12 protein-coding genes are annotated in these 14,701 nt (G+C 47.8%); 2 read left to right on the top strand and 10 right to left on the bottom strand.

Features of this window, described 5'->3' with window-relative positions:
- The 10 genes from ABJ081_04945 to mutM form a co-directional block, all read right to left on the bottom strand.
- Entirely contained in the window at positions 1 to 990 is a 990-nt protein-coding gene (locus ABJ081_04945) for an MBL fold metallo-hydrolase (GenBank protein ID MEP6356009.1), read from the bottom strand.
- 105 nt (positions 991 to 1,095) lie between these two features.
- Positions 1,096 to 2,112, bottom strand: a complete 1,017-nt coding sequence (gene glpQ, locus ABJ081_04940; GenBank protein MEP6356008.1) for a glycerophosphodiester phosphodiesterase — start codon at positions 2,110 to 2,112, stop codon at positions 1,096 to 1,098.
- 65 nt (positions 2,113 to 2,177) lie between these two features.
- Positions 2,178 to 4,601, bottom strand: a complete 2,424-nt coding sequence (gene gyrB / locus ABJ081_04935; GenBank protein ID MEP6356007.1) for a DNA topoisomerase (ATP-hydrolyzing) subunit B — start codon at positions 4,599 to 4,601, stop codon at positions 2,178 to 2,180.
- 199 nt (positions 4,602 to 4,800) lie between these two features.
- On the bottom strand, positions 4,801 to 5,955 hold the full coding sequence (recF, locus tag ABJ081_04930) for a DNA replication/repair protein RecF (protein MEP6356006.1): 1,155 nt from the start codon (positions 5,953 to 5,955) through the stop codon (positions 4,801 to 4,803).
- A gap of 18 nt (positions 5,956 to 5,973) precedes the next feature.
- Positions 5,974 to 7,092 (bottom strand): DNA polymerase III subunit beta, encoded by a 1,119-nt coding sequence (gene dnaN, locus ABJ081_04925; GenBank protein MEP6356005.1) that lies wholly within the window; start codon positions 7,090 to 7,092, stop codon positions 5,974 to 5,976.
- A 293-nt stretch (positions 7,093 to 7,385) separates the two neighbouring features.
- Positions 7,386 to 8,990, bottom strand: a complete 1,605-nt coding sequence (gene dnaA / locus ABJ081_04920; protein MEP6356004.1) for a chromosomal replication initiator protein DnaA — start codon at positions 8,988 to 8,990, stop codon at positions 7,386 to 7,388.
- A gap of 47 nt (positions 8,991 to 9,037) precedes the next feature.
- Positions 9,038 to 9,469 (bottom strand): rhodanese-like domain-containing protein, encoded by a 432-nt coding sequence (locus ABJ081_04915; GenBank protein MEP6356003.1) that lies wholly within the window; start codon positions 9,467 to 9,469, stop codon positions 9,038 to 9,040.
- Positions 9,470 to 10,065: 596 nt separating this feature from the next.
- Positions 10,066 to 10,332: a 30S ribosomal protein S20 gene (rpsT, locus tag ABJ081_04910; GenBank protein ID MEP6356002.1), complete on the bottom strand. Its 267-nt coding sequence runs from the start codon at positions 10,330 to 10,332 to the stop codon at positions 10,066 to 10,068.
- Between the two features lie 177 nt (positions 10,333 to 10,509).
- The gene (locus ABJ081_04905) at positions 10,510 to 11,283 is read right to left on the bottom strand and encodes an enoyl-CoA hydratase (GenBank protein ID MEP6356001.1); all 774 of its coding nucleotides are present in this window, start codon (positions 11,281 to 11,283) and stop codon (positions 10,510 to 10,512) included.
- 125 nt (positions 11,284 to 11,408) lie between these two features.
- Positions 11,409 to 12,290 carry a bifunctional DNA-formamidopyrimidine glycosylase/DNA-(apurinic or apyrimidinic site) lyase gene (gene mutM, locus ABJ081_04900; GenBank protein MEP6356000.1) on the bottom strand — a complete coding sequence of 294 codons (882 nt, stop codon included), beginning with the start codon at positions 12,288 to 12,290 and terminating at the stop codon, positions 11,409 to 11,411.
- 99 nt (positions 12,291 to 12,389) lie between these two features.
- Between mutM and ubiE the strand changes: the two genes are divergently transcribed.
- Both ubiE and ubiB read left to right on the top strand, forming a co-directional pair.
- Positions 12,390 to 13,145, top strand: a complete 756-nt coding sequence (gene ubiE, locus ABJ081_04895; protein ID MEP6355999.1) for a bifunctional demethylmenaquinone methyltransferase/2-methoxy-6-polyprenyl-1,4-benzoquinol methylase UbiE — start codon at positions 12,390 to 12,392, stop codon at positions 13,143 to 13,145.
- Positions 13,146 to 13,166: 21 nt separating this feature from the next.
- The gene (gene ubiB / locus ABJ081_04890; GenBank protein MEP6355998.1) at positions 13,167 to 14,693 is read left to right on the top strand and encodes a 2-polyprenylphenol 6-hydroxylase; all 1,527 of its coding nucleotides are present in this window, start codon (positions 13,167 to 13,169) and stop codon (positions 14,691 to 14,693) included.
- The last annotated feature ends 8 nt before the right edge of the window (positions 14,694 to 14,701 follow it).

The raw sequence follows: 14,701 nt of genomic DNA, 5'->3' as shown, positions 1-14,701 counted from the left end.
TTATAGATGGAGCTGATAGCTTGCCGCTTCATAGCGGAAGCCTTGCCCTTTGGCTTCAAGATAACCAACGGCAGGGAAAGGCATGTGATAGCCGATGAACGGTATTTTGTCGGCCGCAATCATTCCGAGTAAATTTTTGCGGGCTTGAACGGCTTTTTCCTTGTCCATATCAAAGCGCACATGCCAGTCTGGACGTTGCAGCGAGACGACATAATGATTGGCGGCATCGCCAATCAGTAGCACGCGCTCACCACCATCTTCGATATGAAACGCCATGTGGCCCGGTGTATGGCCTGATGCATCAACGGCGGTAATGCCCGGGATGATGCTATCGCCCGGTTTCACGAAACTGAATTTTTCAGCCAATGGTTTGACATTGCTTTGAACCAGTTTAGCAACTCGTTCTGTGCCACCAGTGAGGCGGTCTTCAAGCGACCAGAAGTCATATTCTGCGGCACCAGTCACATAAGCCGCATTAGGAAATACCGGCTTGCCGCCTTCTATCAACCCGCCAATATGGTCAGGATGCATATGGGTGATGACAACATGGGTGACGTCTTCCGGCTTCATGCCGATAAGTTTCATATTGGCAACCAGATTGCCCGCATTGGGGCGACGGCCTGTTGCTTCGCCATTACCAGTATCAAAGAGGATTGTGTTTTTACCTGCTTTCACGATAGTCGGCGTGAAGCCGATTTCCATTTTATCGGCAGGCAGAAAATTACCCTCTACTAAGGCTTTTACATCAGCAGCTTCGACGTTTTGACCGAAGATGGGGTGAGGGCCAGGAAGTTGAACGGCGCCATCAAAAAGCGTGGTCACTTCACAATTGCCTACCATGAATTGGTTTGCGATCGGGCGGGCGGGAATTGCAGAATGCCCATCAGCAAAAACAGGTTGAACAAAACCGGATGATGCCGTTGCACCAACGGCTGCGGCAAGACCTGCCCCTTTGAAGACTGAGCGACGATTGATGTTGAATTCCGACATGCTAATTCTCCTGAATAAATGAAGTTATACTAGAAGCTGCCTAAACAAAAAGATCAAGTAAAGACAGTTCCGCTTACACAAATGTGAAGGGCCGTTAGTGTCATTTTATTGGCGTGCTTGCAGATGATTTACGGCTAAATCAGGGAAATCAGTGAAGAGACCATCAGCGCCCGCTTTGAATAAAATAGCGCTCATCGCCTCATCAAATGTTTTGGCCCAATTGGGCAAAGCATCCGCCCGCAAGGTATAGGGATGAAGCTCCAGCCCTGCTGCGTGAGCGTTCGTCACAAGATCGGTTGGGGTGCCGCTATCATCGACAATATGCGCAATCCATGGCCCGATACCATCAGCGATTTTGGCTATGCTGATAAGACCTTCTTTTTGGCGCAAGGTATCAAAATCCACACTGGGAGATTCGTCCCATGAATTTTCGGCAATCAATTGGATAAGCTTGCCTTGATACCCAAGCTCGGTGCGAATGCGCTGGGTTTCATTCCAGTCAAAACACTGCACATAAACGGCATCGTCTTTGCCTGCATAGCCATGTTTTTTCAACACTTTGAGGACGATTTTAGAAATATCCTGCCCCTCACTTTGATGAAAGGCAGGCGCTTTGATTTCAGGATAAATGCCAATAGCTTTGCCGCTTGACGCGTTAAGGCCCTTGATCAGTTCCAACTCTTCTTCAAGGGTTGGCACCGTGAAGGATGACAGGCCACTTGGAAAGCGATCTGGGAAAACCTGTTTGCCAGTCTTCAAATCAATGCGCTCAAAAACCTTCAGCGTTTTGATTTCTGCCAGTGTAAAATCAATCGCATAATAGCGGCCATCATCGCGCTTGCGGGCGGTAAATTTTTGGGCGACATCTGTGACCGTATCGAGGAAATGATCGTGCAGGACAACTGGCACACCGTCTTTTGTCAGCACAACATCTTGTTCGATGTAATCAGGGTTCATGCCATGGGCGAGCGCTTTGGCAGCCAATGTGTGTTCAGGCAAATAACCCGATGCGCCACGGTGTGCGATAATCAATTTGTCGGCAGCCAGCGCCGCATGAGGAGTAGTCAAGGTCATGGCTACCATTATGGCTGAAACGGCAAAGGATAAAAGAGTAATTTTCATAAGGCCAGTTTCCTAAGGCTTTTCGAAAAACTCTAGTCTTGCTTTATGACGCCTCTACGACATCGCTACACATCCAAATTGGCTACGCTCAGCGCATTTTTCTGAATGAAGTCACGGCGTGGTTCTACGTCGTCACCCATCAACTTCGAGAAAATATCATCGGCGGCCGTGGCTTCTTTGACTTTCACCTGAAGCAATGTGCGCACATTGGGGTCAAGCGTGGTTTCCCAAAGCTGATCGGGGTTCATCTCGCCAAGTCCTTTGTAGCGCTGCAGGGATAAGCCCTTGCGACCGACAGCAAAGACGCTTTCAAGTAGGGTGCGTGGGCCTGTGATCTCGGTCTCAACATCACGACGTTTTAACATACCTGGTTTTTCATAAACTTCCTGCATGGAGGCAGCATAGCTATCGAGTTTGATGGCATCAGCAGAGGCAAGCAATGGCATATCCAAACGGGCAATTTCTTTCACGCCGCGCACTGTGCGTTCAAACATATAGCCGCCTTCAGCCGTGAATGAGCCGTTCCAACCGCGTTCAAATTCATCGGAAATCGTATCAAGACGTTTGGCAACATAAGCCGCAGCCTCATTGGCTTTGGTATTATCTTGCACCATTTCGATATTCAAAGCACCGGCGATGGCGGCTTGTTCAAGAACAGAGCGATCATAGCGTGTATGAACTCCTTCGAGATAGGTTTTGACCGCGCGTGCTTCTTCGATGATCGCACGAAGGTCTGCACCGGCCCGCTCTTCGCCTGAACCGAGCTTGAGGATTGTTTCGCTCAAGCCATTTTCAATCAGATAGTCCTGATGCGCTGGTTCGTCTTTCAAATATTGCTCGGACTTACCACGCGAGACCTTATAAAGAGGGGGTTGGGCAATATAGACATGGCCAGCTTCCACTAGCTCTGGCATTTGACGGAAGAAGAAGGTGAGAAGCAGCGTTCTAATATGGGCGCCATCGACATCGGCATCGGTCATGATGATGATCTTATGGTAGCGCAATTTTTCAAGGTTGAATTCTTCGCGCCCAATGCCGGTGCCAAGCGCCGTAATCAAGGTGCCGATTTCATTTGAGGATAGCATTTTGTCAAAGCGCGCGCGTTCGACGTTGAGGATTTTACCGCGCAACGGAAGAACCGCCTGATTGGAACGGTCGCGCCCTTGTTTGGCAGAACCGCCCGCGCTGTCCCCCTCAACGAGGAAGATTTCAGATTTTGATGGGTCGCGTTCCTGACAATCGGCAAGCTTGCCCGGCAGGGAAGCAATATCGAGCGCGCCTTTGCGGCGTGTGAGTTCACGTGCTTTGCGCGCGGCTTCGCGTGCAGCGGCCGCTTCGACCACTTTTGAGACGATGATTTTGGCAAGCGACGGGTTTTCCTCAAACCAGTCTTTCAATGCTTCATTGACGAAACTTTCCACTACGGGGCGGACTTCAGAGGAGACAAGCTTGTCTTTCGTCTGTGACGAGAATTTTGGATCCGGCACTTTAACGGATAAGACGCAGGTCATGCCTTCGCGGCAATCATCGCCTGTTGGCGACACTTTTTCCTTCTTTGTGATGCCAGATGCATCGGCATAGCCGGTAACTTGACGGGTAAGCGCACCACGCAGACCAGCAAGGTGTGTACCGCCGTCGCGCTGTGGAATATTATTGGTGAAGCATAAAACGTGCTCTTGATAGCTTTCATTCCACCACGCGGCCACTTCAACCACGATACCATCCCGCTCGCCTTTCAGCGTAATCGGCGCTTCAATCAATGGCTTGCGATTGCGATCGAGATATTTGACGAATTCTTCAAGCCCGCCTTCATAATACATTTCTTCGCTACGCTCTTCCGCGTCGCGCTTATCTGTCAAAATGATGCGAGCACCAGAATTCAAAAAGGCCAGTTCGCGCAAGCGATTTTCCAGCGTTTCATAGCTGAACTCAACCTGCGTAAAGGTTTCTTTTGAGGGAAGGAAGGTAACTTCTGTTCCTGTTTCATCGCCGCAATCACCAATTACCGCCAAAGGCGCATCAGAAACACCATGAGTGAAAAACATCTCATGATGTTTACCGTCGCGTTTGATCCGCAGGATTAGCTTTTCAGAAAGAGCGTTCACAACCGAAACGCCAACCCCGTGCAGACCACCGGAAACCTTGTAGGAGTTCTGGTCAAATTTACCGCCGGCATGTAGCTGGGTCATGATGACTTCGGCAGCAGAAATGCCTTCTTCCGTATGGATATCGGTTGGAATACCACGCCCATTATCTGTGACAGTAACGCTACCATCGGCGTTCAAAGTAACGGTGACGCGGTCAGCATGGCCGGCGAGTGCTTCATCAACACCGTTATCCACCACCTCATAGACCATGTGATGTAGGCCTGAGCCATCGTCAGTGTCGCCAATATACATACCTGGGCGTTTGCGTACGGCATCGAGGCCCTTGAGAACCTTAATGGAATCGGCGCCATAATCGGCTGTGTTTTCTACTGGATCAGTCATTCAAATACCGTCTTCACCTTGCGGGGCAGCGCTATTTACAGAGCGCATTCCTGGGAGAATTTTTGTGTTGTGACTGAGCTGTAGAACCATTCTTCAAGTAGTTTTATCATGAGAGAAGCTCAGTCAGAGAATCATCTTAAATTTATAGCACTGAATACATGGAAAGGCGCGAAAAAACTGTGGATTCTTGTCTTTTAACTCAGCATGGTTTTATGGCGCCGCTTTCAACATGAAAGGTGTGCGCTCTGTGCCCCAATGCCTCGAATAAACTGTGGTCTGTGCCGGTCATCCAAGCCTGACAATTAAGGCTCTCTAGAACATCAAAAAGAGCCGCGCGGCGCATTTCATCTAGGTGGGCTGCAACCTCATCTAACAAAATAATTGGCGTCATATTAGCCATATGCGCCACAAGGCGAGCATGGGCGAGAATGATGCCGATGAGAAGGGCTTTCTGTTCTCCCGTTGAGCAAAGCCGCGCAGGCATCTCTTTGCCGAGATGGCGAACCACCAGATCGGCTCGATGCGGTCCATCCAATGTGCGGCCTGCTGCGCGGTCGCGGACACGGGTTTGACCAAGCAATCGGCGGTATTGGTCTTCGGCATCGGTGGCGGATTGGCTTGCTACTAATTCGTCAACCACACCTTCGAGCGCAAGTGTTGCTTGGGGAAAGTGATCGGTTTGTTGTTGCGTCGTATCGATCTCGGCAATCAGCATGGCAACTGTCTCGAGTCTTGCTGCTGTAATGGCTACTCCTAGTTCAGCCACTTGAATTTCTACCGCATCAAGCCAAGCCGTATTGTGAAAAGCTTCGTCTAAAATACGGTTGCGGCCTCTCACCGCCTTATCGAAGGCGTTCACCCGTCGCCCATGAGCAGGATCAACCGCTAAGACTAAGCGATCTAAAAAACGCCGCCTATCCCCTGCTGAGCCTGTAAAAAGCCCATCCATAGAAGGTGTCAGCCATAACAGGCGGACATATTCTGTCATCGCGTCAGCATTTTTGGCTGGCTCACGGTCAATGCGAATTTTACGGTTCTTTTCATTAAGGCCCTCGTTGGGCGAGAGACCGGTGCCTATGTCCACATCACCATGGGGCGTATCAATAAGCGCTGAAACGGCCCATAAGCGATTGCCACCTTTGGCCTCTTCAAGAGCAACATCATGATATTGTGCGCGTCGTAGTCCTCGTCCGGGAGACAAAAAGGATAAAGCTTCTAGTAGGTTGGTTTTGCCGGCTCCATTGGGGCCGACCAAGACGACAGAGGATGTTTCAAAGGAAGCATTCAGATGCTGATAATTGCGAAAATTTGTAAGCTTGAGAGCGCGGATGCGGGTTGGAAATATATCAGCCATGCCCGTTCAATACAGCACTCACACGCGCATTGGCATTAAGACATACAAGGCATCGCTTGTGCCATTGTCTTCGATTAATGTGGGGGAACCAGCATCAGCAAGTTTGAAGATGGCGGTCTCAGATTCAAGCTGATTGGCAATATCAAGTAGATATTTGGCATTAAAACCAATTTCAATGGAGTCTGAGTCATAATCGACGGCGATCTCTTCTTGCGCGGTGCCTGAATCTGGGTTCACAACAGATAAAATCATTTGCCCGCTGGCGAGCGACAGTTTTACGGCCCGCCCACGTTCAGATGAAATAGTCGAAACACGGTCCACAGCCTGAGTAAAGACGCCACGATCGACGGTGAGTTCTTTGTCGTTGCCTTGTGGAATAACCCGGCTGTAATCAGGGAATGTTCCATCAATCAGTTTCGATGTGAGAACAATATTACCAACAGTGAAACGGATTTTGCTCTCTGAGAGATCAATCACTACATTTTGCTCCGCATCATCGAGCAGCTTTTGTACTTCGCTAACAGTTTTGCGCGGAATGATAATTCCGGGCATTCCGTCTATTCCATCAGGAGCAGGAAGTTGCATTTGTGCAAGGCGGTGGCCATCTGTTGCAACACCACGCAGCAGGCGCGCACCGTCGACCTCAATGGCATGAAGATAAATGCCGTTTAGATAATAGCGTGTTTCTTCGGTAGAAATGGCAAATTGTGTGCGGTCAATGATTTTTCGAAAATCGCCTGCAGCTAGATTGAATTGATGTGTAAATTCATCGGCCGCAAGTTCTGGAAAATCATCTTCTGGCAGAATTTGCAGATTGAAATGCGATTTGCCAGCCTGAACGCGCATGGTTGCATCGTTCTCGTCGGTTTCAAGTAGGATCTCAGAACCATCAGGCAGCTTGCGCACAATATCAAACAGAATATGGGCTGGTACAGTTGTTCCACCAGGGGCCTCCACCATCGCTGGAATGCGCTCCACCACCTCGAGATCAAGGTCGGTTGCCTTAAGCATCAGTTCGCCATCTGCTGTGCGCAAAAGAGCATTGGACAGGATCGGAATAGTGTTACGTTTTTCAACCACACGGTGAACATGGTTGAGTGATTTCAGTAATGTGGAACGTTCAATTGTAATACGCATGATCGACAACCTGATTGGGCGAATAAATAATACCGAAATATATGTTCAGATGCATTCCGGGACCAAATGTTTGAACGTTGCAGCTCAAAAACGCAAGTCCAGACCAGTCAAGCCATAGGCTCGTCCTCAATATTTCCCCGTCATTTGTTGATGAAACTGAAATATAGTCGAGAAATGACAGATATCTGTTGTGATAAATTTAGCCCCTCTCTCTAAAAATAGTAGTTTTCAAAGAGAAAGGGGCCTTTTGGTCCGCCGCTTGGACCTTCGGGAGTTTATTTTAGAACGATACCTTAGTCGTCGAGTAGTCTTTGCAGCAACTCAACATCGTCTGAAAAATTGTGATCTTCACTCATCAGCTGTTCAACCTTTTGAACGGCATGAATAACCGTTGTGTGGTCTCGTCCACCAAAACGTTTGCCGATTTCAGGTAGTGATCGCGGTGTCATGGTTTTGCATAAATACATCGCAATTTGACGAGGTCGCACGATGGCTCGTGTTCGGCGTTGTGACACCAGATCAGATTTTGAAATATTGAAATGGCTGGAAACCATGCGTTGAATGTCTTCAATCAACACTTTGCGCGGTTCATCTGAGCGCACCAAATCGCGTAAAACCAGCTGGGCAGATTCAAGGGTGACGGGCGCATGGGTAAAGCATTGTTGCGCTACCAACCTGTTCAATGCACCTTCCAGATCCCGTCCGTTGGTCTTAACGGCTTGTGAGACATAGTCGAGAATAGTGTCTGATATGTTGATTGAAGGATCGGTAGTCCGTAGCGCATTGAGACGGGAGACTAGAATTTTGCGACGCAAGTCCGCATCAGGGCTTTCCAGTTGAAATGCAATGCCGCCACGCAGACGAGACAAAACACGCTCGTCAAGAGTTTTCAATTCGGCAGCCGGTCTGTCCGCAGAGATCACCACCTGTTTATTCGCATCGATCAATGCATTGAGAAGATGGCTGAACTCCAGTTGGAATTTATCACCCGCAAGGAATTGAATATCATCAATGATCATCAAGTCCACATCGCGCAAACGCTCTTTAAGCTCGGCAATTGTTTTTTTGGCAAAGCCTTCGCGCATTTTATGCATAAAGCGTTCTGAGGTATAATAGAGCACTCGGCGCGGCAAACGGCAGCGGTGGCTTTCCCATGCAATCGCTTGCAGCAGATGCGTTTTACCTAGTCCGACCTTTGCATGAATAAACAATGGATTAAATGATACAGACCTATCACCGGTCGCAATCGCTTTTGTGGCTGTAAAGGCCATATTGTTACCTTGGCCTTCGCAAAAACTTGAAAAGGTATAGCGCGGGTCCAAAGGAGCGCCACCATATGGTCCTTCAACATCATTCAAATGTTGCGCTTTCGAACCAGGCCCTCGCCCATTGTTCGACGAGAGTCCTTGCGTGGGGTTTTCTTGTTCTTTGAGCTTCTTTTGTTTGCTATTTGTGCGCGTGGCGCTGCGTACAGCGACAGAGATATCTGTGATGTCATCTTGCTCTTCTTGCAAAAGCGAAAGAATGAGTTCGCCGTAGTTGTTCTTAATCCACTGCTGCAAGAAACGCGTTGGAACAGATAAAGAGACAACACCATCTTTAACGCTCTCAATTGCAAGCCCATTGAACCAGCTTGTGTAAATATCTTCTCCCAGTTGCACCCGGAGTTTTTTCTTAACGCGTACCCACATAGCTTTATTTTCTTCTATCTCTTGGTCTGTTTTAATTTGAGCTTCTTTATCAGTCAGTTGACTATTTACTAACCCCGCATGGATCATTGCTCTCTTTTCTGCCGATGGTTGCCCCTTTGATACATCTTCTCCCTCAGAATCAGTGAGATTAGAAATGAAGGCCGATTTAGTATTTGTCGCTAGCTTCTTTAGTGGCTTAGCTTGCATCCCCATTCTCCTGTTAGACGAGCCTATTGTATAGGCCGATTGTTATCTTATTTTTGTACCCAAGGCAGTGAGGCGGCTTTCCAGCCATCAACATTCCCACGATGTTGATCATTATCAGGCGGCCCCTCAAAACCGCCGACAACATTAAAGCAATTCTTAAAACCTAACGCAGTAAGAGCATCTGCAGCGGCCATGCTGCGAACGCCAGAACGACATAAAAAATAAACCTCGGTGGATTTGTCGCCATTACTTTTAGTTATGATATTCGATACTTTTTCCGCAAAATCAGGGTTGATACCCATGTGAGGGTATTGCTGCCATTCTTCTAAAATTATTGTCTTATTGAGCGAGCCTAAATCAGGTATGCCGACAAAAGCCCATTCAGCAGTTGTTCTTACATCAACAAGAACGCTGTTCGAGTTTTCATTCAAACGTTCCCATGTTTTGGCTGCATCTACATCCGCAGCATAGTTTGCCATGATCAATCCAACTCCTGTATTCCTTCAGCACAAATTTATTACTTCAATATCTTCTGTGCATAGGCAAAAAGGTATTGATCCGCAAATTGAGTATTAGCCCAAAATGAAGTAGAGAAAGACTGCACTTTCTCATTTAATTCGTCATTTTTTGATTTATGTGAAGTCACTCCCCATGACCTCACTGTCGTGTGATGAACCTAGCAATATGGTTCGAATTTATCAATGTCTAAAACTTGAATTTTGGCGAAAATTTTATAAAAAAATCGCTTGACTCGCTTTCATCTCAGGCGGCCAGAATAAAAGTTTAAGAAACTCAATTAGTTACCAAAAAGCGAGTAAGTACGTTCTGATTTTTATTTATGTCTAACGTCCATACGATCACTATGATTATTTATAATGAATTGGTCTGAATTTTCGTGGTTTTGCAGTTTTTAGTATAAGTCATTGTTATTATTGAGTTTTTATAATTGAAAATTTAGGGTATAATAATAACAACAAAAAAAGATGTATGATTTCAAGGCCTTCATATTTTGTTGAGGCAATAAAAAAGGCGCTCAATGAGCACCTTAATTAAATTTAGCTGGTTCTTAAAAAATTTAAGCAGAGATTGCTTTCACACGCTTGGAAAGGCGTGAAATTTTTCGAGATGCTGTATTTTTGTGCAGAATGCCTTTTTGTGCAGCACGCATCAGCTCTGGCTCGGCGGCTTTAAGGGCGTCTTGAGCAACATTTTTGTCACCGCTTGCAATTGCTTCTTCAACGCTGCGCAGATGAGAGCGCATGCGTGTGCGGCGTGTTTTGTTGACTTGTGTGCGGCGAGCAATTTTCCGCGTTGCTTTTTTTGCTGAAGGCGTATTCGCCATCCGTATATTCCTTCACGTTCGGTGTGATAAACTGCGAATGCCTAGCGTATGAAGCTAAAATACTATCGCAATGTCAAAATAGATTTGGGCGCTTATAGTATTAAGTCGGTTAGTCGTCAATTGCCTTATGTCAGAAATCGACCAAAACTGACAGGCATATAGTCTAGAGACACAGAATTAATTGTTTTTGAACTGAGCAGCCCGTTTATCAATAAACGCTTGCATACCCTCTTTTTGGTCTTTTGTCGCAAAGAGGGATTGGAACGTGCGCCTTTCAAACAGCAGGCCATCGGATAGGCTTGTCTGAAACGCCTGATTAACAGCTTCTTTTAGCATCATGGAGGCTGCCAAGGATTGATCTGCAATTTTATCGGCTGCTTTCATGGTTTCTTCTATCAAATCGACCGCAGGTACAATACGTGAGACCAGTCCTGCGCTTTCAGCTTCAACAACATCCATCATGCGGCCTGTAAGGCACATGTCCATTGCTTTTGCTTTACCAATGGCGCGCGTGAGCCGCTGTGTTCCGCCAATGCCTGGAATCACACCAAGATTGATCTCAGGCTGCCCAAACTTTGCAGTGTCGGCTGCAATAATAAAATCGCACATCATCGCCAACTCACAGCCGCCGCCAAGTGCATAGCCTGAAACCGCTGCAATGATTGGTTTGCGACAGGCCGCGATGCGATCTGATTCAGAAAAAATATTGTCGATATATGAATCAGGGAAGTTCTGTTCTTGCATTTCTTTGATATCTGCGCCTGCGGCAAAAGCTTTTTCAGAGCCCGTAATAACTATACACCCAATTTTAGCGTCTTTTTCAAATGAAGCGACCGCATCAACCAATTCTACAATGAGTTTGGCATTTAAAGCGTTGAGCGCATCGGGACGATCAAGCGTAATAACCCCAACCTTGCCCTTAGTCTCTTTGCGTATCGTGTCATATGACATAGTGCACTCCTGCGACGTTGTTAAATGTGTTTCTGTTCGTACGCCAGCTAAGCTGCCTGTTCAATACAAACCATATATTAAATGTATGCGCTACCAAATGGCCACACCTAATGCGTGGGTTGATCTTACCGTTGGCACTTTGGGCAATGAAAAGTTGAGCGCCCGCTTTGGTTGAAGCGTTCGATTGTTCCTGTGCATTGTTCAGTGCGGCATGGTTCTCCCTCGCGGTCATAGGTGGCGAAGGAATGCTGAAAATAACCAAGTGAACCGTCCGTGTGGACATAATCGCGCAAGGACGAGCCACCAGCCTCGATAGCATCTGCAATGACTTGTCGAATGGCAGCGGTCAATCGTTCACAGGAAGCCGTCGGTTTGCCGGACTTTGTAGTAAGCGTGCCGGCTGCGCGTTTTGGCGATAAATGTGAGCGCCATAAAGCCTCGCACACATATATATTGCCAAGACCCGCAATCAGCCGCTGATCGAGAAGGGCAGCTTTGAGATTTGTCTTCTTGTTTTTAAAAACACCAGCCACATAGTCAGATGATAAGCTGTTGCCGGTTGGCTCCACCCCCATTTTTTCAAAATGCTTGCATGTTGAAAGCTCAGCGCGTGTTGTCAGATCCATAAACCCGAAGCGGCGCGGGTCATTATATATAAGACGCCCCCCATCAGACATATGAAAGACAACGTGGTCGTGAGTTGCCGACTTGCCGTGTTCATGATGAAAATTGCCCGGAGTGTCGTTTTTGCTCTCTTTTTCTATGCGAAAAGAGCCAGACATGCCCAAATGCATGATAAGCACCGTCCCATCATCCATGTCGGCGACCAGATATTTAGCCCGCCTGCCCATAGATATAAGTGTGTGCCCTTCAAGTCGCGCGGCGAAATTATCGGGGAAGGGATATCGAAGATTGGGCCTGCGCTGTTCAACCCGCTCAATCACCAGTCCTTCTGTATGGGGCGCAAGGCCACGGCGGACCGTTTCTACTTCTGGAAGTTCGGGCATTTCGCTATATTAATCTCAACGGGCAAATCTGGGTGACATACAAGCTTGCATATAATAGTGTCGGCGCAATAAGTACAACTGAGTGACAGGTTTCATACGATGGCGATTGATAATGCCACATCTTTCGGGTTCACCCCCGTTAACGAGGGTGAAAAACAAGGCATGGTGGATGATGTTTTCCACTCTGTTGCCCAAAAATATGACGTGATGAATGACGTCATGTCGGCTGGTATGCACCGCATATGGAAAGATGCGATGGTCTCATCGCTTAATCCGCCGAAAAAGGGATCAGCCTTCAAGCATCTCGATGTTGCGGGCGGCACAGGCGATATTGCTTTTCGCGTGGCGGAGCGCTCAAACAATCATGTTCAATCTACGGTCTTTGACATTAATGCTTCCATGTTGGGGGTGGGCGCTGAGCGGGCTGAGAAAAAAGGTCTTTCTCATATTGAATTTATTGAGGGGAATGCTGAGGAGCTTCCTTTTGAGGCGAACTCCTTTGATGCCTACACGATAGCCTTTGGCATTCGCAATGTACCCTTGATTGATAAAGCCATATCGGAAGCGCATCGTGTTTTGAAACGCGGTGGCCGCTTTATGTGTCTTGAGTTTTCATCTGTCGACGTGCCAGGTCTTGATAAAATCTATGAGGCTTATTCTTTCAATATCATCCCACGCATGGGACAGATGATCACTGGTGACCGAGATTCCTATCAATATCTGGTCGAATCGATCCGCAAATTCCCTAATCCAGAGCGCTTTGAAGCGATGATCCGCCGTGGTGGTTTTGATCAGGTGGGCCACCGCAGCTTTACGGGCGGCGTTGTGCGCCTGCATTCCGGTTGGAAATTGTAAAAGGGCTGCATGATGTCATTGATGTCTTATTTTCGGTTGGCCCGTGCGGGTTGGATCTTGATGCGTGAAGGTGTCACGCGTCTCGTTGATCCATCAACCTTGCCGCCGTCAGGAAAATTTGCAGTTAAAACCTTGCGCATATTTGAAAAAGGCTCTGTGAAACGCGCTGACAATGCAGAACGCTTGACGCAGGCATTAAACCGTCTGGGACCTACCTATATCAAAATAGGTCAGTTCCTTGCCACAAGACCCGATATTGTCGGCAAAACCGTGGCTGGTAATTTATCGCTATTGCAAGATAGCTTGCCGCCTTTTGATACACAGATTGCCAAGCGCGAAATAGAAAATGCCTTTGGCCAACCGTGCGACGAGCTCTTTGACGATTTTTCCGAACCAATAGCCGCCGCCTCCATTGCACAGGTGCATAAAGCCAAATGGCGCGACAGTAATGGTGTTCTTCGCGATGTCGCCGTGAAGGTACTGCGGCCAAATATTCGCAAACGCTTCAAAAATGATCTCGATGCTTTTGCAACCGCAGCCCGCTGGGCTGAGCGCCTCATTCCGTCCATGCGCCGGTTGCGTCCTGTCGTGGCGATTGAAACTCATGCGCGCTCGGCAGAGCTTGAGCTTGATTTGAGATTGGAAGCCGCCGCCCTGTCTGAGCTTAACGAGAACATGCAAAGCGACCCGCTTTATCGCACGCCCGATGTCATATGGGAGCATATGTCGCGCGATATCTTGGTGACAGAGTGGATTGATGGCATCAAATTGTCTGATCTGGATGGCTTGCGCGAGGCCGGATATGATCTGAACAAATTGGCCGACGAAGTTATCCAATCCTTTTTGACACAAGCCGTGCGCGATGGATTTTTCCATGCGGATCCTCATCAAGGTAATATGTTTGTCGAAGAGGGTGGTAAAATAGTTGCAATTGATTGCGGTATCATGGGCCGTATCAATGAAGGTGAAAGCCGCTTTCTCGCTGAAATCTTATGGGGCTTCATCAAACGCGACTATCAGCGCATTGCGGAGGTGCACTTTGATGCTGGCTATGTGCCCGCCCGTCATAAGGTTGCCGATTTTGCGCAAGCGCTGCGCGGTATTGGCGAGCCGATCCACGGTGTGCAGGCAGATGATATCTCTATGGCAAGGCTTCTCCAGCAGTTGCTTGATGTCACCGATCTTTTTGATATGCCGATGCAGCCGGAATTGATCTTCCTACAGCGCACCATGGTGGTGGCGGAAGGCGTGTCACGTTCACTTAATCCAAATTTCAATATGTGGATTGCCTCAGAGCCTGTTTTAAAAGAATGGGTGTCTGGTCATGTTGGCCCTAAAGCACATCTCAAACGCGCGGCTGATGGGGTTGATGCATTTGGTAAGCTCATCGGCGAATTACCTCGATTGGCTGAGCGTGCAGAAAAATTGTCAGCCGATTTTGCAACAGCAGGTGAAAGCGAAAAAGAACGATCAAATGGCATCTCTTATGGCCTTTTGATGGTGGCTCTTTCTGTGGTTTTACTTGCAGCTAGCCTTTGGTGGGGTTAGAAATTGAT

The sequence above is a fragment of the Hyphomicrobiales bacterium genome, from assembly GCA_039989895.1.
Taxonomy (GTDB): domain Bacteria; phylum Pseudomonadota; class Alphaproteobacteria; order Rhizobiales; family JACESI01; genus JACESI01.
This window is presented reverse-complemented; position numbering and strand designations above follow the sequence as displayed.

Coding starts and splice junctions, on each gene's coding strand:
- mutM (MEP6356000.1), bottom strand. CDS start 12,290: ATGCCCGAACTTCCAGAAGTAGAAACGGTCCGCCGTGGCCTTGCGCCC.
- dnaA (MEP6356004.1), bottom strand. CDS start 8,990: ATGCAAGCTAAGCCACTAAAGAAGCTAGCGACAAATACTAAATCGGCC.
- ABJ081_04905 (MEP6356001.1), bottom strand. CDS start 11,283: ATGTCATATGACACGATACGCAAAGAGACTAAGGGCAAGGTTGGGGTT.
- ubiE (MEP6355999.1), top strand. CDS start 12,390: ATGGCGATTGATAATGCCACATCTTTCGGGTTCACCCCCGTTAACGAG.
- gyrB (MEP6356007.1), bottom strand. CDS start 4,601: ATGACTGATCCAGTAGAAAACACAGCCGATTATGGCGCCGATTCCATT.
- ABJ081_04915 (MEP6356003.1), bottom strand. CDS start 9,469: ATGGCAAACTATGCTGCGGATGTAGATGCAGCCAAAACATGGGAACGT.
- rpsT (MEP6356002.1), bottom strand. CDS start 10,332: ATGGCGAATACGCCTTCAGCAAAAAAAGCAACGCGGAAAATTGCTCGC.
- glpQ (MEP6356008.1), bottom strand. CDS start 2,112: ATGAAAATTACTCTTTTATCCTTTGCCGTTTCAGCCATAATGGTAGCC.
- ABJ081_04945 (MEP6356009.1), bottom strand. CDS start 990: ATGTCGGAATTCAACATCAATCGTCGCTCAGTCTTCAAAGGGGCAGGT.
- dnaN (MEP6356005.1), bottom strand. CDS start 7,092: ATGCGTATTACAATTGAACGTTCCACATTACTGAAATCACTCAACCAT.
- ubiB (MEP6355998.1), top strand. CDS start 13,167: ATGTCTTATTTTCGGTTGGCCCGTGCGGGTTGGATCTTGATGCGTGAA.
- recF (MEP6356006.1), bottom strand. CDS start 5,955: ATGGCTGATATATTTCCAACCCGCATCCGCGCTCTCAAGCTTACAAAT.